Consider the following 23,805-nt stretch of genomic DNA (forward strand, 5'->3'; position numbering starts at 1 on the left):
ATTATGCTCAAGGATACATTTGGACGTATACACGATTATTTACGGATATCCCTTACCGATAACTGCAATCTACGCTGTTTCTATTGTATGCCGGAGGAAGAATATAGTTTTACCCCACACAAGCAATTGATGCAGGTTGACGAGATTGAGATTTTAGCTAAGCTATTTGTGGATCAGGGTATCCGAAAGATACGCCTGACCGGTGGTGAACCCCTGGTACGTAAGGATGCACCCGCTATTATTGAGCGTTTGGCCCTGCTTCCGGTCGAGCTCCATATGACCAGCAATGGCATCCGGATCGATGAGATGTTGCCGCAGCTTGTTGCGGCCGGTTTCAAAAGCATCAATATCAGCCTGGATACCTTACGCGCCGAACGTTTTCTGCAGATCACCCGGAGAGATTACTTCGATCGTGTGCGCCGTAATATCGACCTGCTCCTGCGGCATGGTATCCCCACCAAGATCAATATGGTGGTAATGAAAGGTATCAACGACGATGAGATCCTTGATTTTGCCGCCTTGACCGAAAAAAATCCGCTGGAGGTCCGTTTTATCGAATTTATGCCTTTCAGTGGTAACAAATGGACTAGCAACCAGGTCTATACCCAAGCGGATATTATGCATCAGATCCAGCAGTTCTACCCTATCCAAGCTGTTACGGCTGGATCGCACGATACGGCAAAGTCCTTTTTGATTCCCGGCCATGTGGGCCGTATCGCATTGATCAGCACCATGACGGCACCATTCTGCGCGGGATGCAACCGCATACGGCTCACCGCCGACGGCAAACTTAAAAACTGCCTGTTTTCCCGGGATGAAACAGACCTGCTGACAGGCTTAAGGGCCGGTGCTGATGTGCTGCCGCTGATCCAGGAAAATATACGCGCCAAATCCAAAGCGCTTGGCGGACAGTTAACAACAGATTTTGAACAGATAGACACCGATGACCTCACAAATCGGAGTATGATAACCATTGGCGGATGATAAAGCAAACAGGTATAATGATATTGGCGGCGGGCAATTCTTCACGGCTCGGCCTTCCCAAACAGCTGCTAGAGTTTGAGGGTGAACCCTTGTTGAAACGGATCAGTCGTGCAGCCCTTGCTGTCCCGGGCGTCAGCGTCACGGTTGTTACCGGCGCATATCCCGATCCGATCCATACGCTGTTGCAGAACAGTAAGGTTAAGGTTGTTGTCAATACACATTGGGTGTCAGGTCTGGCCAGTTCCATTGCTATGGGTTTAAAGGAGTTGCTAAAAAAACAACCTGAACTAGAGCGATGCATCATTAGTTTATGCGATCAGCCCTTTGTGGACCAGCATGTCTTTCAGCAGCTTATTCAACTTGCCGATAGCAGTGGCAAAGGGATTGTGGCTACCGGTTTTTCCGGGACCTGGGGAGCACCGGTTCTCTTCGATAAAAAATACTTCGAAGGTCTGATGCAGCTCGAAGGCCAGCAGGGCGCAAAGAAATTTGCCGAACAATATGCCGACGACCGGATCATATTCCCTTACGAAGACGCAAAATACGATGTGGATACCCAGGCGGATTATTTCCGTCTCCCCCATCAGTTTATCAGTGTCCAACAAGCCAAAGCCATTATTCATCATTTTTTGCCGGCCCCGCGGCAAGAGCGCTTGGCTCTTCCGGATGCTTTGGGTTATACCCTCGCGCAGTCCGTGATTGCCGGACAGGCTATTCCCGGCTTTGCACAGTCCTCCATGGATGGTTACGCCATCCGTTTTGCCGACCGCATGCAGGAACTTCCCGTCGTGGATAGGATCCCCGCGGGTACGACAACAGCAAAGACCCTTGATCCCGGACAGGCCATGCGCATCTATACCGGTGCACCACTGCCCCTGGGTGCTGATACGGTGGTGATGCAGGAAAAAGTCAGCTACAGTAAAGCAGATACGATTTTGATACAAGACCCTGCCTTAATATTGGGCGATAACGTCCGCCCCGAAGGATCCGAAGTGGAAGCCGGCAGTATGGCTATGTTGCCTGGTACCCGCATGACTCCGGCCGCCCTCGGTTACCTGGCCAATATCGGCTGTACCGAAGTGTCGGTGTACGCCGCTCCCATAGTGCATATTATCCTCACCGGCGATGAGCTCAGACCCACGGGGGCAGCACTCGGTTATGGCGAAGTCTACGAATCCAACTCCTACCAGCTCAAAGCTGCTTTGCAGCAGTTAGGGATAGACAAGGTGGAGAGCAGTCATGTGCGCGATGACAAAAGCCTGCTCCGCGCTGCGCTTGAGAAAGCCTTGCATAAGGCTGATGTTGTCCTTTTGGTCGGAGGTGTCAGCGTCGGAGACTACGATTATGTCGTGGATGTCGCCAAGAGCTGTGGTGTCAAACAACATTTTCATCGTATCCGCCAGAAACCGGGCAAACCGCTCTTTTTCGGCAGCCGGGAGCAAAAGCTTGTTTTTGGATTGCCCGGTAACCCCTCCTCTGCGCTGACCTGTTTTTACCTGTATGTAGTAGCGGCATTGGAGCATATGATGCAGCTGCCTGAGCGCGATCCTTATGTCAGGACACGCAGCACGGTGGCTTATCACAAAAAGCCTGGACTGACCCATTTTCTCAAGGCCTACTACGATGGGCATGCTGTCAAACCTCTTCATGCACAGGAATCCTATCGGCTCCAATCCTATGCCCATGCCAATTGCCTGTTGATTCTGGAGGAAGATTCGGAAGGCTGCGCGGCCGGAGACGAAGTTATTATCCATCTTTTAAGCTAAGCAAACATGCCTATTGAGCTTTTTTATTTTTTTCTGTTTATCCTCGCCTTCCTGTATGCGGCTGTCGGACATGGCGGTGCCAGCGGTTATCTGGCCCTGATGGCACTCTATGGTATTGCGCCGCAGGAGATGAAACCCACAGCACTGGTACTTAATCTTTTTGTTTCGTTAACCTCCTTTATACAGTATTATAGAGGTCATTATTTCAAACGTAAGCTGTTTTTAATGGTCGCTGTGGCTTCGGTGCCTATGGCTTTTATCGGTGGCATGATCACCTTGGAAGATCATCTCTACAAACGCTTATTGGGCCTGCTGCTGCTGTTTCCGATCGTTAGGTTTTTCTTTTTCAGAAGTCCGGCCGAAGCTGAACTTAAATTGTACAACGGTCTTGGCGCATTGATCATCGGTGCTGTTGTCGGCCTGTTATCGGGTATGATCGGTATCGGTGGCGGAATTATTCTGTCCCCTTTTCTGATCCTGCTCAAATGGACCGATCAAAAACAGACTGCGGCAATCAGTGCTGCATTTATTTTTGTAAATTCATTGTCGGGACTTGGCGGTATGCTTACACAGGGCATTTCGTTTAATGTGCATATGTGGATTTATATCGCTGTCGCATTCATGGGGGGGCTCTTGGGCGCGTACCTGGGATCAAAAAAATTAAATCAGGAAGTATTGAAATATGTGCTCGCTACCGTACTTTTGGTTGCCGCCTATAAACTATTGTTTACAACAGCTTAATTCAAGGTATGAACATAAGATTTGTAACATATATACATTAGATATATTGAAAAATGAGAGTTCAAGTTAAGGCCTTTGGTGCATTGACAGATATTCTGGAGAAAGAGTTTTACATGACGGCAGTCGATACAGAAGAACTCCTAACGGTATTATCGCATCAGCATGTAGCGCTTGCCCATCGTAAGCTGCTCATTGCTGTCAACAACAGGATTATCAACGATCCCGTCGTATTACAGGAAAATGATATTGTGGCGCTGATGCCACCCTATTCAGGAGGATAAGTATGCAGCATGAACGTTATGCAAGGCAGTATGTGCTACAGGGTTTTGGTGAAGCTGGCCAGCAAAAATTACAGGCAGCACGCCTACTTGTCGTGGGTGCCGGAGGGCTGGGCTGTCCGGTGCTACAGTATCTTGTTGCGGCCGGCGTCGGACATATCGCTATTATAGACCATGACCGTATTGAGCTGAGCAATCTGCATCGACAGGTGCTGTACGATACCGCAGATATCGGTCTGCCTAAGGCTGAGGTCGCAGCCCGCAAGCTACAGCAGTTAAATCCCGAGTGCGATATTCAGTATTGGGTGGAACAATTTAGCCCTGCAAATGCTGTTGAACGGCTACAATCCTATGATATCATCCTGGACTGTACGGACAATTTCGCCGCACGTTATTTACTTTGTGACGCCTGTCGCCTCCTAGACAAACCCTTGATTTTTGCTGCGATCTATCAATATGAAGGTCAGGTTGCTGTATTCAATGTAGCCGATACGCATGGTGTCAAGACAAGTTACCGACATCTGTTCCCCTTGCCGCCGGATCCCCTGGAGGCACCGGATTGTAACACCGCCGGTGTGCTTGGCGTACTGCCCGGTATGATCGGCATATTACAGGCAACAGAAGCCATTAAATTATTGACAGGTATTGGTGTTGTTTTGATAAATAAATTAGTGACTGTCAATTTGCTAGATCATAGTACTTTTACTTTTGATATACCTCCTGCGCTCCCCGAAAGCAGCAGTTATCCCCAAAGTCTCGACGCCTTAAAAGATTTCGATTATTTCAATTCTTGTGCATCGACAACCGGACAAATACAAGTTATCACTGCCGCCGACCTTGTCATGCAATGGCATGCCGCTGATCTGCAGCTGGTGGATGTACGGGAAATGGATGAATTACCAAGGCTTCCCGTTCCTCATCTCTCCATTCCGCTTGCAACATTGCCGCAGCGCTTGGAACAGCTGAACCGCAGGCGTATTGTCTTCGTCTGCCAGACCGGCAAGCGGAGTTTGGCAGCAGCCCAGTACTACCTGGGGCAGGCCAGCGGCAAGCAGCAGATTTTTCATGTGGACGGCGGTATAATGGTTTTAAAAAACTACTTCAATGAATAAGGAAAAAAACGATATTTTTATGCAGGGCCCCATTCCCCCTGAGCGGATTGCCACAAGTATTGCCACACATGGCCGTAAATATGACATTGGAGCCCATAGTATTTTTCTTGGACAGATCCGTGCCGATCAGGTGGACGGAAAAACAGTGCGCGCGATTGATTATAGTGTCAACCGGGAACTCGCGCTGTCAAAGATGGCCGAAATCCGTCAGGCGGTCTTTGACAAGTATCCCCTGGCCTGTATGCATGTTTACCACAGTGAAGGACTGGTGCAGGTAGGCGAAATCTGCTTTTTTGTCTTCACCTCTTCCGCACATCGGCGTGTAGCCATTGATGCCTGCGAGGAGCTTGTGGAGCGCATAAAAAAAGAAATGCCCATCTGGGGCAAAGAAATATTTGAAGACGATACCCATCAATGGAAAACTAACAGATAACTAACAGATAACATGGTCGATATTACACATAAAAGCAGCACACTACGTAAAGCTATAGCAGAGGCTACGGTAAATGTCTCCTCCGAAAACACGATCCGCTTGATCGAGCAGCGGCAGATTCCCAAAGGTGATATCTTTGAATTTGCACGTGCTTCGGCTTTACTTGCGATCAAAAAAACGGGTGACATGATTCCGGACTGCCATCCTTTACCGGTGGAGTATGCAGCCATTCGTTATTCCATCATGGGCTTACAGATCCGTATTGAAGTTGAAGTACATACGATTTACAAAACCGGTGTTGAAGTCGAAGCCATGCATGGGGCTTCGGTTGCAGCCCTGGTCATCTACGATATGCTGAAGCCTGTGGACAAGCAGGTGGAGATCGGCGCTATCCGGCTGCTCGAAAAGCGCGGCGGCAAGAGCAATGAATCCTTTCCCTGGGCCGGGCAGCTCAGAGCCGCTGTGGTGGTCTGCAGCGATACGGTTGCCGCGGGTCACAAGCAGGATGTTTCCGGCAAGCTTTTGTTTGAACTTCTTGAAAAACAGGGTTTACGTGATATTGCCTATGCCGTAGTTGCCGACGAGCCTGCAGCGATACGGGAACGTGTGGAGCATTATCAACAGGCTGGAATAGACCTGCTGGTTTTTACGGGCGGGACAGGTCTCTCCGACCGCGATGTTACGCCCGATACGGTAGCTCCTTACATTACCCGGGACATTCCCGGAATTATGGAGACGGCGCGGCAATATGGACAACAGCGTGTCAAGACAGCAATGCTCTCGCGGGGTATTTCAGGTTTTGCCGACCGGATGTTGATCCTTACGCTGCCCGGATCGCCCAATGGCGTACGTGAAAGTATTGCCGCATTATTTCCGCAGCTGCTCCATGTTTTTCAAGTCAGGGAAAATACGGGACATTAGTGCGTATTTCTCAAATTTTGAACATGCTGTTTAACCCGTTCGATCGTTTGGTAGATTTCTGCTTCATGGGTTAGCCGGCCCAGGCTAAAGCGAATGGATGACAGGGCGTCGAGGTCTTGGAGCCCCATGGCTTTGAGCACATGTGAAGGACGTGAAGTTACTGCTGAACAAGCGGAACCACTGGATACAGATATTGTCCCCAGCCGCATGATAAGTTGTTCGGAAAGTGCTCCCGGAAAACAAATATTTGTCGTATTATAAAGCCTATCAATGGGGCTACCATTTAGGAATGCCCCATCGATAGACAGTAGTTCGATCTCCAGCAAATCTCTTAACGGACCTATTCGCTGCTGCTCCTGTTCCAATTCACTGACGGCAATCCGCAGTGCGGCAGCCATTCCGATAATTCCCGTTGTGTTAAGCGTGCCGCCACGCCATCCCTGTTGCTGCCCACCGCCCTGCATAATCGCGGATAGCACTTTTTTTGCCTGCTCGCCTATATAAAGCCCCCCGATTCCCTTCGGACCATAAAATTTATGCGCCGAAAAGGCCAGTAGATCAACGCCGAGTTCCCGGGTATTGACAGACATTTTGCCGACTGCCTGGGTGGCGTCACATAAGACCAATGCATTGCGTTGATGGGCAATTTCGGCGATTTCCTTGATCGGCAGAACCACGCCTGTTTCGTTATTTACGAGCATACTGCAGACCAATGCCGTATCCTCACGGATGGTTTCTGTCAGCAACACCAGATCGGGCATCCCCTGCTCATCCACAGTAAGGTAAGAGATTTCGAATCCCAGCCGCTCCATAAATGCACAGGTTTCCAACACAGCCTTATGCTCGGTGGCGATACCGACGATATGTTTACGGTTAGAAAACTGCAGTCCCTGGATCGCCAGATTGATCGCTTCGGTAGCACCGGAAGTATAGATGATATTTTCGGCATGCGTACCCAATGTGTATGCGATCTCTGCAGTTGCCTGGTCGACAGCATCCTGTACGGTCAGGCTAAAGAGATGCGCGCCGCTCGGATTTGCGTAACTGCTCCCAAAAAAAGGGAGCATTTCGTGCAGCACGCGCTCATCAACGGGTGTTGTGGCGTTATAATCGAGATAGATAAAATTTGAGTTGCTATTGTCCATGTAATTATCCGGTCGTTTTACCGATCTCTACTTTAGCACAGCCATTCAAGCGGCAAACCCAAAATTAGATCGCCATAGAGAAATCCAACGATACACAAATATAAGTATTCGTTGTCAAAGCTGTCTTATTCAAAAATTCTTGTCTGGCCTGCCCCTTTTTCAACTGCTAATCAAGATGCTGCCTATCCCAGTGCGCCATTTTTCTGACCCCGACCGACCAATATTTTACGGATCTTCCAGCCATCGTCAGTCGCGCTAAGATAGATATAATCTGTGCGCGTAAAGGTTTCGAACTGCATGGTCATTTTTGCTATGCAAGCCGTAGCATCCTCATCTAGGACACGGTATTGCGCAACACAGTCGTACCTATTGCCGGTCATCGATTTTAAGAATTTGAGGATTCCCTTTTTTCCGTGGCGCTCATGTCGGCCATCTGTTTGATACTCCACGTCATTTGTAAATAGGTGTTCCACCCATTGGGTTTTTCCTTCGCTGACTGTTTTCACATAGTTGTCCATCACTTTGTCGGCATTCCAGCCCCGCATGGGATTCGGTTTGGGACCAGCGCTGAGAAGGATACTACTCAGGCCCGTCAGCGATAGGCCGAGCAACAGCTGTCTTCTTAGTCTTTTCGTGTTTTTTACGAATGTCTTCATTTTGTTTTATGATTACTTTAATTTAGTAATTAAATAATTGTATAAAAGCTGATTATATTTCATAATAGCTTGAGTGTTTCTGAGCAGAATTAGGAATGGTAGTCTGTTCCGTCCACCTTCTGATATCGAATGATTCAAAGTTAGATCCATTCCAAAACTGGATAAATAAGCGAAAAACACTATATTTATGGGCAGTACTACCCATATTATGGCACGATAGCTTACCTATATTTGAAATATGTTTTTAAGATTTATTTGCTGCGTATTATTAGGTTTGTTCAGCACACAGCATGTTGCAGCGAAAGAGATTGTCGTGACCAATATGGAGGCTCTTTATAAGACCAGCTTACGTACGTATAACGGGACATTTTATCAGGTCGATCTTCGTATTCAAAATCAATCCGGATCAGATGACTGGTATATTCATATTCCACCCCCTATAGAAGCCATCCGCTTGTTTACAAAAGATAAAGCGGGACGCCTATCCCTAGTTAAGGTGGATGAGAACATTGCTCATGTTGACAAAAAAGTAAAGATAAATGGCTTTATGTACCCACTTTCCCTACATCGGGGCGAGAAAAAAACATACTACCTTTATGTGAAGAGCAGTTATCAGTTGGCAGTGCCGCTTTACATCGGCACGATGGAAGCAATTTATGAGACGGATCATTTTAGAAATGTCATCAACGGATTTATGTTGGGTATGCTGGTTGCACTGATGATCTATAACCTCTATATTTATATCGTCGTTAGAGACCGTATTGTGCTATATTATCTCGGCTACGTGATCGGCAGTCTTATTTTTCTGTTAACCTGGAATGCCTATTTTACACATACATTACCTTCCTGGCGGCTACGGCTCCTCAGTGCTTCCGCTACGTTGATACTTATATTCAGTGTGTTATTTGCCAACAAATACCTTTATCTGGCACGTTCAGCACCAGGTTTATTTAGTATCCGGAAATGGATCTATGCCATTTTCGTGGTACCTTTTTTGGTTGATATTACCGGTTTAACTTCCCTTGCTTTTCAACTGCTATGTTCCACATTGGCTATCGCAGCAGCATACTGGTTGGTTGCCGGTTTTTGTAGCCTACGGCATAAAGTAACCGTTGCGGCAATCTATCTCATTGGAGTTGTCCCGCTCCTATTTTGTTATGCCTTTTATGAGGGCTTTCACTCATCGATGAACATACAATTGGGATTATGCTTACAAGCCTTGGTTTTAATATTTGCACAGGCCGTCCAACTAAATACCCTCAAAAAAGAATCCGTAAGATTACAGAAAGCAATGATCGACCAGGCTGCCGGTTTTTCAAAACGACTGATTACCGGACAGGAGCACGAAAAGGAGAACCTTGCTAAAGAGCTCAATACATCGATCGGACAGCAATTGGTCTTACTTAAAAATGAAGTTTTCGTGCTACAGGAAAGTAGTACCGATCAGCAGCAGGCGCTTTTTAATGCGATGACCCAGGATATTGGCAAAGCAATCGAAGAAGTTGGGCAGGTATCTTCCTCCCTCCATCCCTATCGGCTCAGTACACTTGGGCTTAAAAGTTCCATTGTGCATATGGTCGAAGAGGTCAATGCAAGCTCAGATACAGTGATTAGCTTGCATATCGACGAACTGGATGAGCTGTTGCCGCACGATTCCGCAATCAATCTGTATCGGGTAATCCAGGAACTGCTCAATAATCTCATTAAACATGCACAAGCAAGCCAATGTTCCATCCGGCTAAAACATAACAAAGACCAACTGATCTTCTATTATCAGGACGATGGTAAGGGCTTTGATTACAAAGCCGTATTTATCGGGCTTGGACTATTGGGCATCCGTGAGCGATGTGCTCTCCTGAATGCCAAAACCACGCTTACGAGTCTGCCAAATCAGGGAACCAAAATATTAATTAAAATTCCGCTACAGGAGCGCAGCAAACGAACACAACAACAAGAACATCAATATGATCAACAATAAAACCGATGCTATGAATACTACGATATTAATTGCAGATGATCATCCGATCTTTTTGAAAGGATTACAGGAGGTCATTGAAAGCGAGCCTGGTTATGAAGTTATTTTTGCAGCTAAGAACGGCAGGGAGGCGCTTGCTATTGCGCGTACGCAGCGGCCCATGGTCACTATACTCGATATTGACATGCCCGAAATGAACGGTCTTATGGCTGCTGAAGAGCTGATCAAGGTCCTTCCGGAGGCCCAGGTCATTCTGCTGACCATGCATAAGGCCAAAGATACCTTTCTTCGGGCATTGGAAGTGGGTGTATCGGGCTACGTGCTCAAAGAGAATGCTGTGGTCGATATTATCCATGCCATAGAGGCTGTCACACAGGGTAATTCCTACATTAGTCCGGAGATGAGTTCTTTTTTGCTTAAACAACGGCGTAACTACCAAGATCCTACTGCCGAGGAGCTGTTGCGTACCTTAACGCCTTCGGAACTGAAAATATTGAAATTGGTCGGAAGCTATAAAAGTACAAAGGCCATCGCCGAGGAGCTGTTCATCAGTGAAAAAACCGTATCCAATCATCGTATGAACATTTTAAAAAAACTCAATTTAACGGGCAAGAATAGTTTATTACGCTTTGCCATTGAACAACGATAACAATGAAGCAGTGGATACTGAGCATTTGTGTGAGCTTTTTGTTTGTTTTACATGCTGTAGCAATGGATATCCGCCCTATAGAATTACAGGATAACGAAAGTGGCTATACCATTAATTATCCCCTGTATCTGGTGGACACAGGACAACACATGCTTCCGGAGGAAGTGCTGAAACATGCCGGCTTTAAGCCGGCTGCGTTGCCTGTCTTATCCCTTGGGGTCAGTACCGCGGCAGTATGGATAAAAATGCAGGTCGTAAACCATAGCCACCATAGTGGCTGGAATTTACAGATTGAATGCCCCCCTGTGTTGCAGTCTGTTCGTCTTTACCGCAAAGAAGGCAGCCGTTTGGTTGAACTATTTCTGACAGATGCCAGCAATCCCAGGACAAAAGAACAGATTAGGGTTAACGATCTGCTGATTCCCCTGCAGCTCCCATTAGATTCCACAGCCGAGTATTATATCCGGGCTACTAGTAACAATATTCTGCGTTTGCCGCTCGAGATTGTTACCTTACAGCGCGCATTTGAACAAAGTTACTTAACAGATATGTTAAACGGTATCACCTTTGGCATGTTGATGGCTTTTGCACTGTACAATCTTTTTGTTTACATCCTTACCCGGGAACGTTCCTATATCTATTACCTTTTTTACATCTTTTTCTGGGGATTCAATGTGTTTTTTTACAATGGATTTCTCCCAGATATCCTAACATCACTCAGTTGGCTCAACAGTGCAGGAATCATAATCGGCCTGGCAAGCATCTTGAGCATATTCTTTACTAATTCTTTTTTACAGACCAAAAAGAATAGTCCGTTTTTTTACAAAACAGGCGGGTTTATGACTTTACTTTCCTGTATAATTATATTGACCGATATATTTTGGAAGGGTGCCTATGCCTTTATTCTGATTCAATACCTGATGTATCCCTTTTTCATTTATTGGTTTGGAGCTGGTATATCCTGTCTACGCAATGGCTACAGACCGGCACGTTATTACCTTCTTGGTTTTGGTAGTCTGATGCTGGGCAATGCAGTTTATAATCTCAAAGACCTCGATATGCTGCCAGATAATACCTTTACCCGCACAAGCATGCATTGGGGCACCTTGTTGGAATCATTGATTTTGTCCTTTGCACTGGCTAGCAGACTCAACTTCTACCAACAGGAGAAAGAACAGATTCAGGTGAAATCCATCGCCGAGAAAAAGAAATTTCTAAGGGAGCTATTACAGCGGCAGGAACAGGAAAAGAAAAGAGTCGCTATGGAGCTGCACGACAATATCGGGCAGCAATTGATTCTCATCAAAAACAAAGCATGGCGATTAAAGCAGCTGAGCGCACAGACTGGCCGTGATGCAATTGGCCGTACAATCGATCATATTGCTGATATCATTGCGCAGATAAGAGCGATATTACATCGCCTGAGACCCTATCAGATGGATTTAATGGGTCTTAGTCAGAGTATTGAAAGCATGGTTATGGATGCCTGTGTCAACCATCAGCTCCGCGTCGAGCTGATGACGGACATCAACTCATGTTATACCGTAGATGAGTCCATGCATATTTTTCGTATTGTACAATTACTGACCGATGCAGCTGTGGCCAGTAATCCGGAGGTAGCCATTAATTTTCGATTGACCCGGTCGGCGTCAAGTATCGGAATCAACTTTAATATCGAGAAACCCCAACAGAAACTCGTTATTCCGCCGGACATTCACAATCGCTTGGAACTTCTGGATGGTCAGATTCACCTAAAGTCAGAAAATAACGATATTTTGATCGCCATCCAGATTCCTTTTAATGCAAGATAGATAAATTGAATGGTGTGTTGGTCGTGAAGACATTTTCGTACACGTTACCTGTCTAATCAATGAAATACGAGAAAATGATAGCGGAACATTCGATGTTAAAAACAGGAAAAAAGGCATTAACCAGTTGTTCCTTGGCTCATTTTAAGCTGTTCCTCAAATCTGTAATTTACGAAATTCTACTGGATCCCCTATAGGACACTATCAGCGTTTATAGCTGATGGCCAAAGAGTAATCATCGTGGTACTAAAACCCATAGTTCTTCATACTTTTTCAAAAACAAAATATTACAAATCAGTCCCGCAATTCCATATGGGCAATGTCGGTTTTGTTGCGAATTTTACCTGTGATTAAACTTGTCATAACCCCGGTAAGTGACAGGATTGATTTCAACTGTATTAGCGGAAAATTCCATGAATAAATATGATATCAAAAATACGGACCTCCTTAGGAGGTCAATAACAGACACCAGGTCTCTTTTACTGACCAGAAAAATACAACAACTCAAAGTTTCAGATCTTATTTCAGTATTGAATCTCTCCAGAAGTACATTCTTCCGCTTCTTTGGAAATATGAATATTATTTTTGAATTGGTTATATCCGAAGAGCTTGAGTACTGTTATGAGCTAATAGGGCGTAATCTGTTGGCTGCCCTCGATAACCCACATCTTATTGCCGAGCTTAACCTTCTTCGAGCAATCTATGTAAGAAAGAATTGTATACTCTATAATTATTATAAGAGTATATTATCCTTGCCCAAAAGATATGCACCATTAATACAAGCCATCACTGCCAAAGAGCAGCAATTGTATGTAAATATCTTATCAAGACAAATGAATTATATATCTAATGACTACAGTCGGATTAAATTATCGCCACTGTTTCAAAATAGACCGTTTAATCCGTCGTGACCATTACTGCGTATCAGTAAATTTCGCAACTCTTAGCCGAAATACTATAGCAATTACACGGTATGTAATCAGGAATTTTGTAGGACTAATATAAATTCGAGATGAAAAATGTAGAAATGAGCATACCAGATATGCAAAGTACCCACTGCCAAACAAGGGTAAAGGCAGTTGTTAACGGCTTTGAGGATGTCAAAGTTGAGCGGTTGGAAGCTGGAAAACTCACCGTTTCAATTGGTCGTGATGAAATTGAAGAAGAACTGGTGTCAGCGATCGCGCGCAGCGGTTACAAGGTGATGCCTGAGCGAAGTGTAAATACTTCAGGTTGTTCAACAGGTTGTTGTGGGTAATGCGCAGCGAATGAGCGATGCCGGCTTACGAGTATCGCCCATTCTTTGGTACGAATTCCCGTAAGTAATTCCTTATTAAAAAAAAGAGCTATGATAAATATGCACAATTTAAATGAATGCGCGGATATGATAACGAGAGTTTATCGTGTAGCGGAGCAGGTCATCCAGTTGCAGTTGGATACCGGCAGACCTGTTCAATTTGCACTGGAGCTTAGCAACGAACTAAAAACAGATTATCAGGAATTGAACAGTCTATTTCTCACCCGATGTGATATGAGCCTTGATGTGATTTTCTTAAAGCAGGTCGTCGAAAAAGTAAAAGAGCAGCTTGTGTATACCGAGCAGCCCTTGTCACAGATCGCAAAGGCACTAGGTTATGAAAAATCAAATGACTTATCGGAACAGTTGATGTGTTATACTGGCTTAACATCGGCTCATTTTAAACGTATCCGAAAAATCAAATTGGAAAACATCAGACGGCAGCAGGAAAAAATATAAGAAGATGGCAATCACAACCAATATCCGAAAGGGATTCATAGAATGAAAAAATATACTTGGCGAACATATAAAGTTGAAAAGGAAACCCAAGACACGGTAACGATATATTTTGACACCAAATCACAAGATATGAGCTACCTGCCCGGGCAGTACCTGAATATTCGTATTAAAGTCGAGGGCGAATTGCTCATACGATCCTATTCATTGAATTCTATACCATCCGACAGGTATCCCGCTATTACGGTGAAACGGGTCGACGGCGGTAGGGTAAGTCCCTATATTATAGATAACGCGGCAAATATTGAGGATTGGGATGTTGAAGGACCATTTGGAAGTTTTATTTTAGATCGGGAGATAGCAGATCGACATCAGGTTGTTTTACTTGCTGGGGGAAGTGGAATATCACCGTTATTTTCGATGTTAAAGAGTGTCGCTGATACAAAACATACTCCCTTGTTGATCTATAGTAATAAGTCTCCGGAAGACACTATTTTTTTTGACCAATTAAATTCGTTGGAAACAGAGGGCACATTGAATATTTGCTATGCTTTTACTGCTCCGAAATTTGTATCAACAAAAATGAATCATATCCCGGGTCGATTCTCTTTACTTGTACTCCGATCGCTGGTCAAAAGGTTGGTTGCAGCAGTTAATGATGCGCATTTTTATTGCTGTGGTCCTGTTGCGCTGATGAATCTTTACAAGGATGCCCTTATCGGCCTCAAAATTCCCGAAGAAAATATCCATATGGAATATTTCAGCCCGACAGCTGTAGATTTGGATCATTTTGAAACAGATAACAGCATAAAAGAGGTTCTTGTAACACATTACGAGGACCACTATGGCAGCGAAGAAATACAAACATTCGAATGTACTTCGCTTATAGAAGTAAAACCGCGGCAATCGTTATTGGAAGCCATGAAAAGCCATGATATCCATGTCGCAAGTTCTTGTAATAATGGGACTTGTGGTACATGTTGGGCGGTCAGAACAGCGGGTACAATTCATATGCCTCGTAAACATGCATTGCCGCCAGAAGACCTTGCAGCAGGAATAATTTTGCTCTGTCAGAGTTATCCGCTTACGGAGGACGTATGTGTTACCCTACAGTAACACATACTGTTCAAAAGTTCTCCTTCAACAGCTCCTTAAGATTGCAATGCTGCACACACAGATCCGCATACATTGTCTTTAATCTGTTGTTCTCTTCGTTCAAATTCACCAATACCGCCAGAATATCCATGGCGACATCTTTGTATTTTTCTTTCAATTCATAAATCGTCGCGCCATATAGGCCATATTTATCAAAGAGCTCCAGACCGCTTTTTCCCGAATTATAGTCTTTTAGCACTTTACTGATCTGATGTTCATTACTAGCTTTGTTTTTCATGTTACTTATATATTATCTCTTACAAAATTCCTAAAGATCAATAAGGCCAGCTATACACTTTCCCCCTTTAATTTTGTGATATTTATTGTTACTACAGCAAATAGCCCAAAATTTCACAAATCAAAGGCGGAATATCATATAGTCGAATTTGATGCAAATGCTGAATTTTAATCGGATTTAAACCCGGACAAATACATGATGAAAACTACGACTCTGTTAATAAAAGGAATGGTATGCAATAGATGTGTGTATGTACTAGAAAGGGAAATGACGACCCTAGGCTTTGAGGTATTGGACATTAGGTTGGGGCAAGTCGTCCTAAAGGCAACGGATGATTTTCCTCAAAAGATGGATACAGTGGAACTGATGCTGAAAGGTAACGGTTTCGAACTACTTTACGAGAAAAAACAGAAGATAATCAACGCAATAAAAGCCTATGTCGAAAAAGGTATCGATATGCAATTGGCGAGTGGTATCCCAACCCGGTTTACAAGCTTGATCAGCGATCGACTAAATAAGAATTACGATACCTTAAGCACCATGTTTTCAACGATGGAGGGAATAACGCTCGAAAAATATATTATTTGTAGAAAACTGGAGAAGGTAAAACAATTGTTGATTTGCACTGAAATGTCCCTGACAGAAATTGCCTATGCCCTGGGCTACAGCAGTCAGGCATATCTATCCAACCAGCTCAAAAAATATACAGGTTTTACATCAAGCCATTTTAAACAGGCTAAGCAGGACGGCAAATCAACGGAGCTACAGAAATAACAGTCGCTCTTGTTGTTTGCAACTCGCCTTCAGGACATTTGATCCCATACCAACAAAAGAAAGCTTTGCAGGTCTCGCGTATACCTATCCGTATCTGCCAACATTCCGGCATTATCCGAGCCGATCGAAAAATCAGTAAATCTTATAAATCGAATAAGGAGTTGCATACGCTGCGTCTGCAGGGCTATCCTCAATTTTGTATCTGGATAGACTATCTGGCCACAATGACCGGAAGATTCCAATGATCAGTTTATAAAAATAGTTACGTTTAATCACTTATTACATCATTAAAAAGCAAGACCATGTTTTTCTTATCGACAAAATCCAGGACGGGCATGTTGGTTCCCCTACTTGGTATTATACTCATCGCTTGTGAGAACAAGTCCGAGAAAACGGGCGCGTCAGCGACCGGTACAAACACTGATGCAGCCCGCTTACCTGTCGATGTACTGATCGCACAGGCGGAGGAGCTTCATCAGGATGAGACCGTTATAGGGACCATGATGCCCTATCGCGAAGTTTCTATCGTCAGCGAACTGGCTCAAAAAATTATCCGTGTCGCATTTCAGGACGGTAGCTATGTTGAGGAAGGAGCTATTCTCTATGTCCTCAACGATGCCGATATCAGGGCACGTCTTCGTCAGCTCGGAGCCGAATTAGAACTCGCAAAACTGAATAAAGAACGGTTAGATAACCTGTTGAAAACCGAAACCATAAAACAGCAGGAATACGATGAAGCACTTATGCGTTTCCGTTCTTTAACCGCACAGCAAGAACTGCTTCGTGTAGAACTGGCCAAAACTATCATTAGGGCTCCTTTTTCAGGGAAAATAGGAATTTCAAAAGTTCATGTGGGCGCCTATGTCATCCCGGGTACGGCGCTGGTTACCCTACAGGATCAAATCAACCTCAAGATTAACTTTTCTATTTCCGAAAAACACCTGCCTTTGATCAATAAGGGGACAAAGGTTCGCTTCACAACGGCACTATCTACAGAGCAGTTGGAGGCAACGGTGCTCGCTACCGAGCCGGGACTGGATGCTGCAGGCCGAAATCTAGAAGTCCAGGCGCGCGTGGATAATTCCAATAGAAAATTTCGACCGGGTATGTCGGCCAAAATACACTATAGCAGTAGTGACAGGGAAACTAAAGGTGTCACGATACCCACCGAAGCCCTTATGCCTGGGAATGGTGGATATAATGCATATGTTATCGTCAATGGCAGAGCGAAAGCCACGGCGGTCAGCATCAGTAACCGAACGGAAACCGATGCCGTTGTTACGTCCGGTTTGCATACCGGTGACAGTGTAATCGTCTCCAATATGTTGCGTATTACCGAGGGTACCCCCGTAAAAGCTATTATTCCAACTAAATAACATGCCATGAGTATATCGTCACTAAGTATAAAAAAGCCCGTACTGGCTGGAGTATTTTCTCTTTTGTTGGTCATATTGGGCATTGTCGGATGGAAACAATTGGGGGTGCGGGAATTTCCACTCACCGAACCTCCGGTCATTTCCGTAATCACATTCTATCCTGGGGCAAGTCCAGATGTGATCGCATCTAAGCTCACACGTCCTATGGAGGAGTCCATTGCGGAGGCTGGCGGCATCCGAACGATCTCTTCCGAATCACGTGAACAAGTTAGTGTGATCTCCGTCGAATTTAACCGTGAGACTGACATTGAGGATGCGTTAAATGATGTCAGAGATAAAGTCGCTAAATCCAGGAAGCAGCTGCCAGCAGATGTAGATCCACCTATTGTTCAAAAGGCCTCCTCCGCAGATAACCTTGTTGCCTTTCTTGAAGTTGAAAGTGATACCAAGGACATCAAAGAAGTTAGTCATATCGCTTCCACAGTTATCAAGGACAGGATGCAATCCATTCCCGGAATCAATAATGTCGCTATCGTTGGTGAACATAAATATGCCATGCGGCTCCGGTTCGACCCAATTAAATTAGCTTCCTATCGGCTTAGTCCCGAAGATGTCAGGCAAGCCCTGCTTAGGGAAAATGTGGATCTGCCTGGGGGCCGCATCGAAGGTGATCAGAGCGAGCTGAGTATCCGGACGCTCGGACGCCTCAACAGCGCCACAGATTTTAATGAGATGCTTATCAAGAAAGTCGGCAACAGCGTTATCAAACTTCAGGATGTCGGGGTGGCAGAACTTGGCGAAATGAATGAAAGAACCGCTATCATCAACGAGACAGGCAATCTGAATCGTATTGGTATCGGTGTTGCTATCCAGATTCAACGTGATGCCAATGCCATTGAGGTTGTGGACGAATTTTATAAACGCCTGGCACAGCTCAAAAAAGATATCCCTTCAGATTACCGTCTTATTGTTGGATTTGATTTCACGCGTTCCGTCCGCGAATCCATCAAAGAGGTTGAAGAAACCCTATTTATTGCATTTGGACTGGTGGTGCTTATTATTTTCCTCTTCCTACGCGATTGGCGCTCAACCATCATTCCGGTATTAGCCATACCGGTATCCATCTTATCGGCCTTTTTCATCATGTATATTGCTGGTTTTTCTATCAATGTACTCACCCTCTTGGGACTCGTACTCGCAATAGGACTTGTTGTTGATGACGCTATTGTAGTCCTTGAAAACATCTACAAGAAAATTGAAGAAGGGATGTCCCCGATACAGGCCGCTTTTAAAGGTTCCAAAGAAATCTATTTTGCCGTGATTTCAACCACAATCACCCTGTCAGCTGTATTCTTGCCAATTGTATTTATGGGCGGTATCAGTGGTCAGCTCTTTCTCGAGTTTGCAATTGTGGTTTCCGGCTCGGTTTTGGTTTCTGCTTTCGTAGCCCTGACGCTGACACCTATGCTTAGTGCTTATTTCCTCAAAAAGAAAGCCGGTCCGGGCTGGTTCTATCGGATGACCGAGCCATTTTTTGTCCGTTTAAATAACGGCTATACGCGATTGCTGCTTCTTTTTATGAAAGTACGCTGGCTGGCTTGGGTGTTTCTGCTTGTTACGTCAGGATTGATCTACTTCGTGGGGAAACAATTGCCATCGGAACTGGCTCCTGTAGAAGATCGCTCCAATATGAATCTGATTGCCATTGCTCCGGAGGGAGTATCGTTCGATTACATGAAAAAGAATATGATCGAGGTCGGTAAGTATGTAAACGATTCCACCGATGGTTTGTACCAGACCTATTCCATGGTGGCCATTTCCTTTATTCCCGCTCCTGCTCCGGTGAATGTTGCGGTACAAAGTATCTACCTAAAAGACCCGAAAGAAAGGAAGAAGTCAATACAGGACTTATATAACCAATATGGTGCTGCGTCAGGTAATTTCCGGAGTTTTCTGCTGTTTCCCTATCTTCCACCAACCATTGGCACCCGATATGGCGGCGACATGCCTGTCCAATTTGTATTACAGGCGCAAAACCTAGATAGTCTTACCGCCGTGTTACCTAAATTTTTGGCTGCCGTGCGCCAGAGCAAAAAGCTGATGTTTGCTGATTCAGACCTTAAAATAAACAAACCGGAGGTAAAAATCAGAATAGACCGGGAAAAGGCCGCGCTGATGGGCGTATCCATTGAAGAAGTCGCCCGTACCTTACAGCTTTCCCTTTCAGGACAGCGTTATGGTTATTTCTTGCGCGATGACAGGCAATATGAAGTGATTGGGCAGTTGTCGCGTCCTTACAGAAACGATATCAATGACTTAAATGGTATCTACGTCCGATCAATGGAAGGCCAGATGATTCCGCTGGGTAATCTGATCAAAACAGAGGAATCGGTAAGTCCAGCCGCGATCTATCGATACGATCAATATACTTCGGCTACCATCTCGGCAGCTCCTGTGCCGGGTGTAAGCCTTGCTGAAGCTATACAGGAGATTGAAAAAATAAAAACAACTGTGCTGGGTGAAAATTTTAAATCCTCCTTAGCTGGGCAGTCTCGTGATTTCAGCGAAAGCCAGGGTAATATCACATTCACACTGATACTGGCGCTCCTGCTGATCTATATGATATTGGCGGCTCAGTTTGAGAGCCTCAGAGATCCGCTCACCATCATGCTTACCGTACCGATGGCAGTAACCGGTGCGATCCTTAGCTTGCACTGGTTTGGTCAGAGCTTAAATGTATTTAGCCAAATCGGCATCATTACACTCGTGGGGCTTATTACCAAGAACGGTATATTGATCGTCGAATTTGCCAATCATCTGAAAGATACCGGCCTCTCTAAGTACGATGCCGCTATTACCGCCGCCGAACAACGTTTTCGACCCATACTGATGACTTCCTTAGCGATGATATTTGGCGCATTGCCCATTGCGCTTACGGTAAACAGCCGTCAGTCCCTGGGAATTGTAATCGCCGGCGGGCTAGTATTCTCCGGTATACTTACCTTATTTATTATTCCCGCAGTCTACTCCTATCTGTCGAGTAATAAGCGTAGGGAAAGCATTATTGAAGAAGAAACCGAAAGCCTAAATGAAAAGGCAACGCACTAATTATCCATTTCAACGTTTATAACAATGAAAAAAACAATATATACATGCATTACCACGCTGCTGTTGGTTTATCTAGGCCGACCGCTGCTTGCTCAGGATAAAGCGCTCTCCCTCACCGACGCATTGGAAATTGCAGAAAAGGGCAATAAAACCATACAGGCGCAGCTCCTCGAGGAAATACATGCGACGGCGATAACGGCAGAGAGCAAGGGTGCACTGCTGCCGACGATTTCGGGCCAGCTGGCCTATTCCCACTACTTTGACAGGCAAACAATTTTTCTGCCGGGATATTTTGCCGGCACCAACAAAGCCGTACAAGACGTAGCTGTTGGCGGAAAAAATGCTTTTAACGGCATGCTATCCCTTTATCAGCCCATTTTTGCACCCGATCTCAGTAGGCAAAGGAAAACAGCATTTATCAATGAGCAGATCGAATTTCAAAAAACAGCTGAACTTAAAAGCAAAGTTGCGCTGCAGGTTTCGGTAAGTTATCTTAACATATTGATTATGAATGAACAGCTTACCTTACTTGAACAAAGCTTACTCCGAAATGTGCGATCACTGAATGATGCCCGTTCCTTATTTACACAAGGCCGCGCGCTTAAATCGGATACACTGCGGAGTTTTATTGAGGTAGAAAATATCCGGTCATCGGTTTCTTACCTGAAAAACAATAAAGAGGTCGCACTAATCGAATTAAAAAGACTGCTCGGAATGGATGAATCCGAATCCATTGTATTGAGTGATGAGCTGGAATTTAGTGGTCAGCATGACCATTACTTATTGGATGATTTATTGAAAACAGCAACTCAAAATCGTAAAGACTTCGCTATAAAACAACTACTGATTGATCTTCAACAGAAAAAGAAAGAAGCTAAAGTGGCTGAGCTTATGCCCAAGCTGGCATTAATAGGTCAGTATCAGGTACAGGCCCAGGCAGATAATCTGCATTTAGGGGACTATACCTGGCCACGGACATCGTTTTTGGGGCTGCAGCTCTCCATACCTATTTTTAACGGCAACAGGACCCGATGGCAAATCAAGCAGGCTGACATTAAATTAAAACAGGAACAGCTACGCCTGGACGATTTTAGAGCAGAAATTAAAACCCAATTGGCCGCTATTATCAGCAAATGGAACGAAGCCATTGCACAATTGGAGATACAGAAAACCACTGTTAGTTCGGCTGAACTGAACTATCAGATGAACGAAGACCGTTTCAAAAATGGCCTAGGGTCACGCCTAGAGTTAACAGATGCCGACCTGGCACTGACACAGGCAAGAATAAATCGTCTGCGGGCGACTTACAATCTGAGGATGCTTTATACGGAGATGCAACATAGCCTGGGATTGTTGGACCTGCATTCAAAAACAAGCCATTAGATATTAGACGGATAATTTAAAGAAAACGTACAAAATGAATACACAAACTATAGAACAAAAGGATAAAACCATACCCTATCCAAAACGTTGGGCAGCACTTTTCTTGCTCTGCATGGCCCAGTTTATCGTCATTATGGATACCTCCATTATTGGCGTTGCGCTTCCGGCAATAAAGGCCGATTTAGGCTATTCACAATCCAGTCTGCAATGGATTTTCAACGCTTACGTTATCCTATTTGGCGGCTTTCTGTTGCTCGGGGGCCGCCTTTCTGACCTGCTTGGTGCACGTAGGGTCTTTATGTGGGGATTTGGTATTCTTACCGTGGCCTCTTTTTTAGCTGGTATCGCTTGGTCAGAATTGGCGTTGAACATTGGTCGTGGACTACAAGGATTAGGTTCTGCGCTGATTGCTCCTGCCGCCCTGACCCTGGTCATGTCCAAATTTACCGATCCAAAGGAACTTAATCGTGCTTTCGGATTTTGGGGTGCAGCGGCCGCAGCCGGTGGATCGGCGGGAGTTTTTCTGGGGGGCGTGATCACGGAGTGGCTTTCATGGCATTGGATATTCCTGATCAATATTCCCGCAGGTCTTATTGTCCTACTTTTTAGCAAGCGACTGTTGTTCAAGGGTAGCACAAAAAAAGGGAAAATTGACCTTGCCGGCGCGATATTGGCCAGTACTGCACTTGTGCTGATGGTGTATGCTATTGTGTCGGCAGAACATATCGGATGGAGTTCCGTACAGACAGTCCTACTGTTGGGTATATCCATCCTATTATTCATTGTGTTCATTATGCTACAGAAAAACAAAAGCGAGCCGCTTGTCCCAATGTCTATTTTTAAGGTCCCTAATTTATCCGCAGGTAACCTCATGATGTCGCTATTGGCTGCCGCCTGGATCCCCTTATGGTTTTTTCTTAACCTTTACTTACAACAGATCCTGCATTATTCAGCCTTCCATAGTGGTCTAGCGCTGTTACCGATGACCATAGCCATTATGATACTAATGGTAGGTTTTACCGGAAAACTGGTCGCTAGGTTCGGATTCAAAGCCAATATTGTTGCTGGTCTGGTCATCCTGGCGGGTTCATTATTTCTTTTCAGCACGATTCCTGCGGATGGCTCATTCCTGAAAGATGTACTGCCAGCCTCTTTATTGGGAGCTTTGGGGATGTCCCTTACCTATATTCCGGGAACGATAGCGTCCATGTCGGCTGCCAAACCCGAGGAAATGGGATTGGCTTCAGGATTGGTAAATACCAGTTATCAGGTTGGATCAGCCTTGGGCCTGGCAATTATCGTTGCTGTCTCGGCCGCGCAAACCAATTCCTTGAAGCGGGCTGGCGCAACGGACGTCGAAGCATTGAATGCCGGTTTTCAAATTGCTTTTTTCTCTGCCGGAATGCTCTGTATCGTAGCAATTTTACTTGTCGTCGGTTCTATCAGAACCATCAAGCAGTAGAAAAAAGCTACTGTCGTTCAAAGGCTGATAGACCTGCGTTATATATCCTGAATAACTGATGAAGCGTTTCCTACTGTGGAAGCGCTTT

At 45.1% G+C, this 23,805-nt stretch carries 22 protein-coding genes; 19 read left to right on the plus strand and 3 right to left on the minus strand.

Translation table 11 applies throughout. The features are described from left to right. The first annotated feature begins 3 nt into the window (after window positions 1-3). From moaA to moaCB, 7 genes are read left to right on the plus strand one after another with little or no spacing between them, the layout of a single operon-like run. Entirely contained in the window at window positions 4-984 is a 981-nt protein-coding gene (gene moaA / locus BWD42_RS04350) for a GTP 3',8-cyclase MoaA (protein ID WP_077433487.1), read from the plus strand. Continuing rightward, a complete protein-coding gene (gene glp, locus BWD42_RS04355; protein WP_077433489.1) occupies window positions 981-2,750 on the plus strand; it encodes a gephyrin-like molybdotransferase Glp in 1,770 nt (589 codons plus the stop codon). Before moaA ends, glp begins: the two co-directional genes overlap by 4 nt. 6 nt (window positions 2,751-2,756) lie before the next feature. Then, window positions 2,757-3,491 carry a sulfite exporter TauE/SafE family protein gene (locus BWD42_RS04360; RefSeq protein WP_077433491.1) on the plus strand — a complete coding sequence of 245 codons (735 nt, stop codon included), beginning with the start codon at window positions 2,757-2,759 and terminating at the stop codon, window positions 3,489-3,491. A gap of 53 nt (window positions 3,492-3,544) precedes the next feature. After that, window positions 3,545-3,772: a MoaD/ThiS family protein gene (locus tag BWD42_RS04365; protein ID WP_077433493.1), complete on the plus strand. Its 228-nt coding sequence runs from the start codon at window positions 3,545-3,547 to the stop codon at window positions 3,770-3,772. A gap of 2 nt (window positions 3,773-3,774) precedes the next feature. Continuing rightward, window positions 3,775-4,881 carry a HesA/MoeB/ThiF family protein gene (locus BWD42_RS04370; RefSeq protein ID WP_077433495.1) on the plus strand — a complete coding sequence of 369 codons (1,107 nt, stop codon included), beginning with the start codon at window positions 3,775-3,777 and terminating at the stop codon, window positions 4,879-4,881. After that, window positions 4,874-5,314 (plus strand): molybdenum cofactor biosynthesis protein MoaE, encoded by a 441-nt coding sequence (locus BWD42_RS04375; RefSeq protein WP_077433497.1) that lies wholly within the window; start codon window positions 4,874-4,876, stop codon window positions 5,312-5,314. Before BWD42_RS04370 ends, BWD42_RS04375 begins: the two co-directional genes overlap by 8 nt. 12 nt (window positions 5,315-5,326) lie before the next feature. Beyond that, complete coding sequence (gene moaCB, locus BWD42_RS04380) at window positions 5,327-6,235, plus strand: bifunctional molybdenum cofactor biosynthesis protein MoaC/MoaB (RefSeq protein WP_077433499.1); 909 nt, start codon at window positions 5,327-5,329, stop codon at window positions 6,233-6,235. Here the strand turns inward: moaCB and BWD42_RS04385 are convergent. Both BWD42_RS04385 and BWD42_RS04390 read right to left on the minus strand, forming a co-directional pair. Next, window positions 6,232-7,380 carry a cysteine desulfurase family protein gene (locus BWD42_RS04385; protein ID WP_077433501.1) on the minus strand — a complete coding sequence of 383 codons (1,149 nt, stop codon included), beginning with the start codon at window positions 7,378-7,380 and terminating at the stop codon, window positions 6,232-6,234. The two genes, moaCB and BWD42_RS04385, sit on opposite strands and share 4 nt — an antisense overlap. 182 nt (window positions 7,381-7,562) lie before the next feature. Then, window positions 7,563-8,036, minus strand: coding sequence for a nuclear transport factor 2 family protein (locus BWD42_RS04390; protein ID WP_077433503.1), 474 nt, complete (start codon window positions 8,034-8,036; stop codon window positions 7,563-7,565). A 238-nt stretch (window positions 8,037-8,274) separates the two neighbouring features. Here BWD42_RS04390 and BWD42_RS04395 point away from each other — a divergent pair, with 238 nt between their 5' ends. From BWD42_RS04395 to BWD42_RS04425, 7 genes are all read left to right on the plus strand, one after another. Then, on the plus strand, window positions 8,275-10,014 hold the full coding sequence (locus tag BWD42_RS04395; RefSeq protein ID WP_077433505.1) for a 7TM diverse intracellular signaling domain-containing protein: 1,740 nt from the start codon (window positions 8,275-8,277) through the stop codon (window positions 10,012-10,014). A 10-nt stretch (window positions 10,015-10,024) separates the two neighbouring features. Beyond that, the gene (locus BWD42_RS04400; RefSeq protein ID WP_175991949.1) at window positions 10,025-10,660 is read left to right on the plus strand and encodes a response regulator transcription factor; all 636 of its coding nucleotides are present in this window, start codon (window positions 10,025-10,027) and stop codon (window positions 10,658-10,660) included. Window positions 10,661-10,662: 2 nt separating this feature from the next. Beyond that, window positions 10,663-12,471 (plus strand): 7TM diverse intracellular signaling domain-containing protein, encoded by a 1,809-nt coding sequence (locus tag BWD42_RS04405; RefSeq protein WP_077433509.1) that lies wholly within the window; start codon window positions 10,663-10,665, stop codon window positions 12,469-12,471. Between the two features lie 410 nt (window positions 12,472-12,881). Continuing rightward, window positions 12,882-13,379: a TetR/AcrR family transcriptional regulator gene (locus tag BWD42_RS04410; RefSeq protein ID WP_077433511.1), complete on the plus strand. Its 498-nt coding sequence runs from the start codon at window positions 12,882-12,884 to the stop codon at window positions 13,377-13,379. A 101-nt stretch (window positions 13,380-13,480) separates the two neighbouring features. Further along, window positions 13,481-13,726: a heavy-metal-associated domain-containing protein gene (locus tag BWD42_RS04415; RefSeq protein ID WP_077433513.1), complete on the plus strand. Its 246-nt coding sequence runs from the start codon at window positions 13,481-13,483 to the stop codon at window positions 13,724-13,726. 126 nt (window positions 13,727-13,852) lie between these two features. Beyond that, window positions 13,853-14,224, plus strand: coding sequence for a hypothetical protein (locus BWD42_RS04420; protein ID WP_139351017.1), 372 nt, complete (start codon window positions 13,853-13,855; stop codon window positions 14,222-14,224). A 42-nt stretch (window positions 14,225-14,266) separates the two neighbouring features. Next, a complete protein-coding gene (locus BWD42_RS04425) occupies window positions 14,267-15,337 on the plus strand; it encodes a flavin reductase family protein (protein WP_077433517.1) in 1,071 nt (356 codons plus the stop codon). A 10-nt stretch (window positions 15,338-15,347) separates the two neighbouring features. On the opposite strand, the gene BWD42_RS04430 is transcribed toward BWD42_RS04425, so the two are convergent. Then, window positions 15,348-15,614, minus strand: coding sequence for a hypothetical protein (locus BWD42_RS04430; RefSeq protein WP_077433519.1), 267 nt, complete (start codon window positions 15,612-15,614; stop codon window positions 15,348-15,350). Between the two features lie 195 nt (window positions 15,615-15,809). Between BWD42_RS04430 and BWD42_RS04440 the strand changes: the two genes are divergently transcribed. The 5 genes from BWD42_RS04440 to BWD42_RS04465 all read left to right on the plus strand — a co-directional run bounded on the left by BWD42_RS04440 (window position 15,810) and on the right by BWD42_RS04465 (window position 23,717). Continuing rightward, entirely contained in the window at window positions 15,810-16,388 is a 579-nt protein-coding gene (locus tag BWD42_RS04440; protein WP_217699988.1) for a helix-turn-helix domain-containing protein, read from the plus strand. A 302-nt stretch (window positions 16,389-16,690) separates the two neighbouring features. Beyond that, on the plus strand, window positions 16,691-17,764 hold the full coding sequence (locus tag BWD42_RS04450; protein WP_077433527.1) for an efflux RND transporter periplasmic adaptor subunit: 1,074 nt from the start codon (window positions 16,691-16,693) through the stop codon (window positions 17,762-17,764). 6 nt (window positions 17,765-17,770) lie between these two features. Continuing rightward, window positions 17,771-20,872 (plus strand): efflux RND transporter permease subunit, encoded by a 3,102-nt coding sequence (locus BWD42_RS04455; RefSeq protein WP_077433529.1) that lies wholly within the window; start codon window positions 17,771-17,773, stop codon window positions 20,870-20,872. Between the two features lie 24 nt (window positions 20,873-20,896). Next, a complete protein-coding gene (locus BWD42_RS04460; RefSeq protein ID WP_077433531.1) occupies window positions 20,897-22,255 on the plus strand; it encodes a TolC family protein in 1,359 nt (452 codons plus the stop codon). Window positions 22,256-22,289: 34 nt separating this feature from the next. After that, window positions 22,290-23,717 carry an MFS transporter gene (locus BWD42_RS04465; RefSeq protein WP_077433533.1) on the plus strand — a complete coding sequence of 476 codons (1,428 nt, stop codon included), beginning with the start codon at window positions 22,290-22,292 and terminating at the stop codon, window positions 23,715-23,717. Window positions 23,718-23,805 lie beyond the last annotated feature (88 nt).

This window comes from Sphingobacterium sp. CZ-UAM (assembly GCF_002000245.1).
In the GTDB taxonomy this organism is placed as follows: Bacteria; Bacteroidota; Bacteroidia; order Sphingobacteriales; family Sphingobacteriaceae; genus Sphingobacterium.

Bases quoted from the DNA above. Each gene is read 5' to 3' on its own strand.
- BWD42_RS04430 (WP_077433519.1), bottom strand. From the start codon at position 15,614: ATGAAAAACAAAGCTAGTAATGAACATCAGATCAGTAAAGTGCTAAAA.
- BWD42_RS04460 (WP_077433531.1), top strand. From the start codon at position 20,897: ATGAAAAAAACAATATATACATGCATTACCACGCTGCTGTTGGTTTAT.
- BWD42_RS04440 (WP_217699988.1), top strand. From the start codon at position 15,810: ATGATGAAAACTACGACTCTGTTAATAAAAGGAATGGTATGCAATAGA.
- BWD42_RS04360 (WP_077433491.1), top strand. From the start codon at position 2,757: ATGCCTATTGAGCTTTTTTATTTTTTTCTGTTTATCCTCGCCTTCCTG.
- BWD42_RS04405 (WP_077433509.1), top strand. From the start codon at position 10,663: ATGAAGCAGTGGATACTGAGCATTTGTGTGAGCTTTTTGTTTGTTTTA.
- BWD42_RS04455 (WP_077433529.1), top strand. From the start codon at position 17,771: ATGAGTATATCGTCACTAAGTATAAAAAAGCCCGTACTGGCTGGAGTA.
- BWD42_RS04395 (WP_077433505.1), top strand. From the start codon at position 8,275: ATGTTTTTAAGATTTATTTGCTGCGTATTATTAGGTTTGTTCAGCACA.
- BWD42_RS04365 (WP_077433493.1), top strand. From the start codon at position 3,545: ATGAGAGTTCAAGTTAAGGCCTTTGGTGCATTGACAGATATTCTGGAG.
- BWD42_RS04390 (WP_077433503.1), bottom strand. From the start codon at position 8,036: ATGAAGACATTCGTAAAAAACACGAAAAGACTAAGAAGACAGCTGTTG.
- BWD42_RS04425 (WP_077433517.1), top strand. From the start codon at position 14,267: ATGAAAAAATATACTTGGCGAACATATAAAGTTGAAAAGGAAACCCAA.
- glp (WP_077433489.1), top strand. From the start codon at position 981: ATGATAAAGCAAACAGGTATAATGATATTGGCGGCGGGCAATTCTTCA.
- BWD42_RS04375 (WP_077433497.1), top strand. From the start codon at position 4,874: ATGAATAAGGAAAAAAACGATATTTTTATGCAGGGCCCCATTCCCCCT.
- BWD42_RS04385 (WP_077433501.1), bottom strand. From the start codon at position 7,380: ATGGACAATAGCAACTCAAATTTTATCTATCTCGATTATAACGCCACA.
- BWD42_RS04400 (WP_175991949.1), top strand. From the start codon at position 10,025: ATGAATACTACGATATTAATTGCAGATGATCATCCGATCTTTTTGAAA.
- BWD42_RS04410 (WP_077433511.1), top strand. From the start codon at position 12,882: ATGAATAAATATGATATCAAAAATACGGACCTCCTTAGGAGGTCAATA.
- BWD42_RS04450 (WP_077433527.1), top strand. From the start codon at position 16,691: ATGTTTTTCTTATCGACAAAATCCAGGACGGGCATGTTGGTTCCCCTA.
- moaA (WP_077433487.1), top strand. From the start codon at position 4: ATGCTCAAGGATACATTTGGACGTATACACGATTATTTACGGATATCC.
- BWD42_RS04415 (WP_077433513.1), top strand. From the start codon at position 13,481: ATGAAAAATGTAGAAATGAGCATACCAGATATGCAAAGTACCCACTGC.
- BWD42_RS04370 (WP_077433495.1), top strand. From the start codon at position 3,775: ATGCAGCATGAACGTTATGCAAGGCAGTATGTGCTACAGGGTTTTGGT.
- moaCB (WP_077433499.1), top strand. From the start codon at position 5,327: ATGGTCGATATTACACATAAAAGCAGCACACTACGTAAAGCTATAGCA.
- BWD42_RS04465 (WP_077433533.1), top strand. From the start codon at position 22,290: ATGAATACACAAACTATAGAACAAAAGGATAAAACCATACCCTATCCA.
- BWD42_RS04420 (WP_139351017.1), top strand. From the start codon at position 13,853: ATGATAACGAGAGTTTATCGTGTAGCGGAGCAGGTCATCCAGTTGCAG.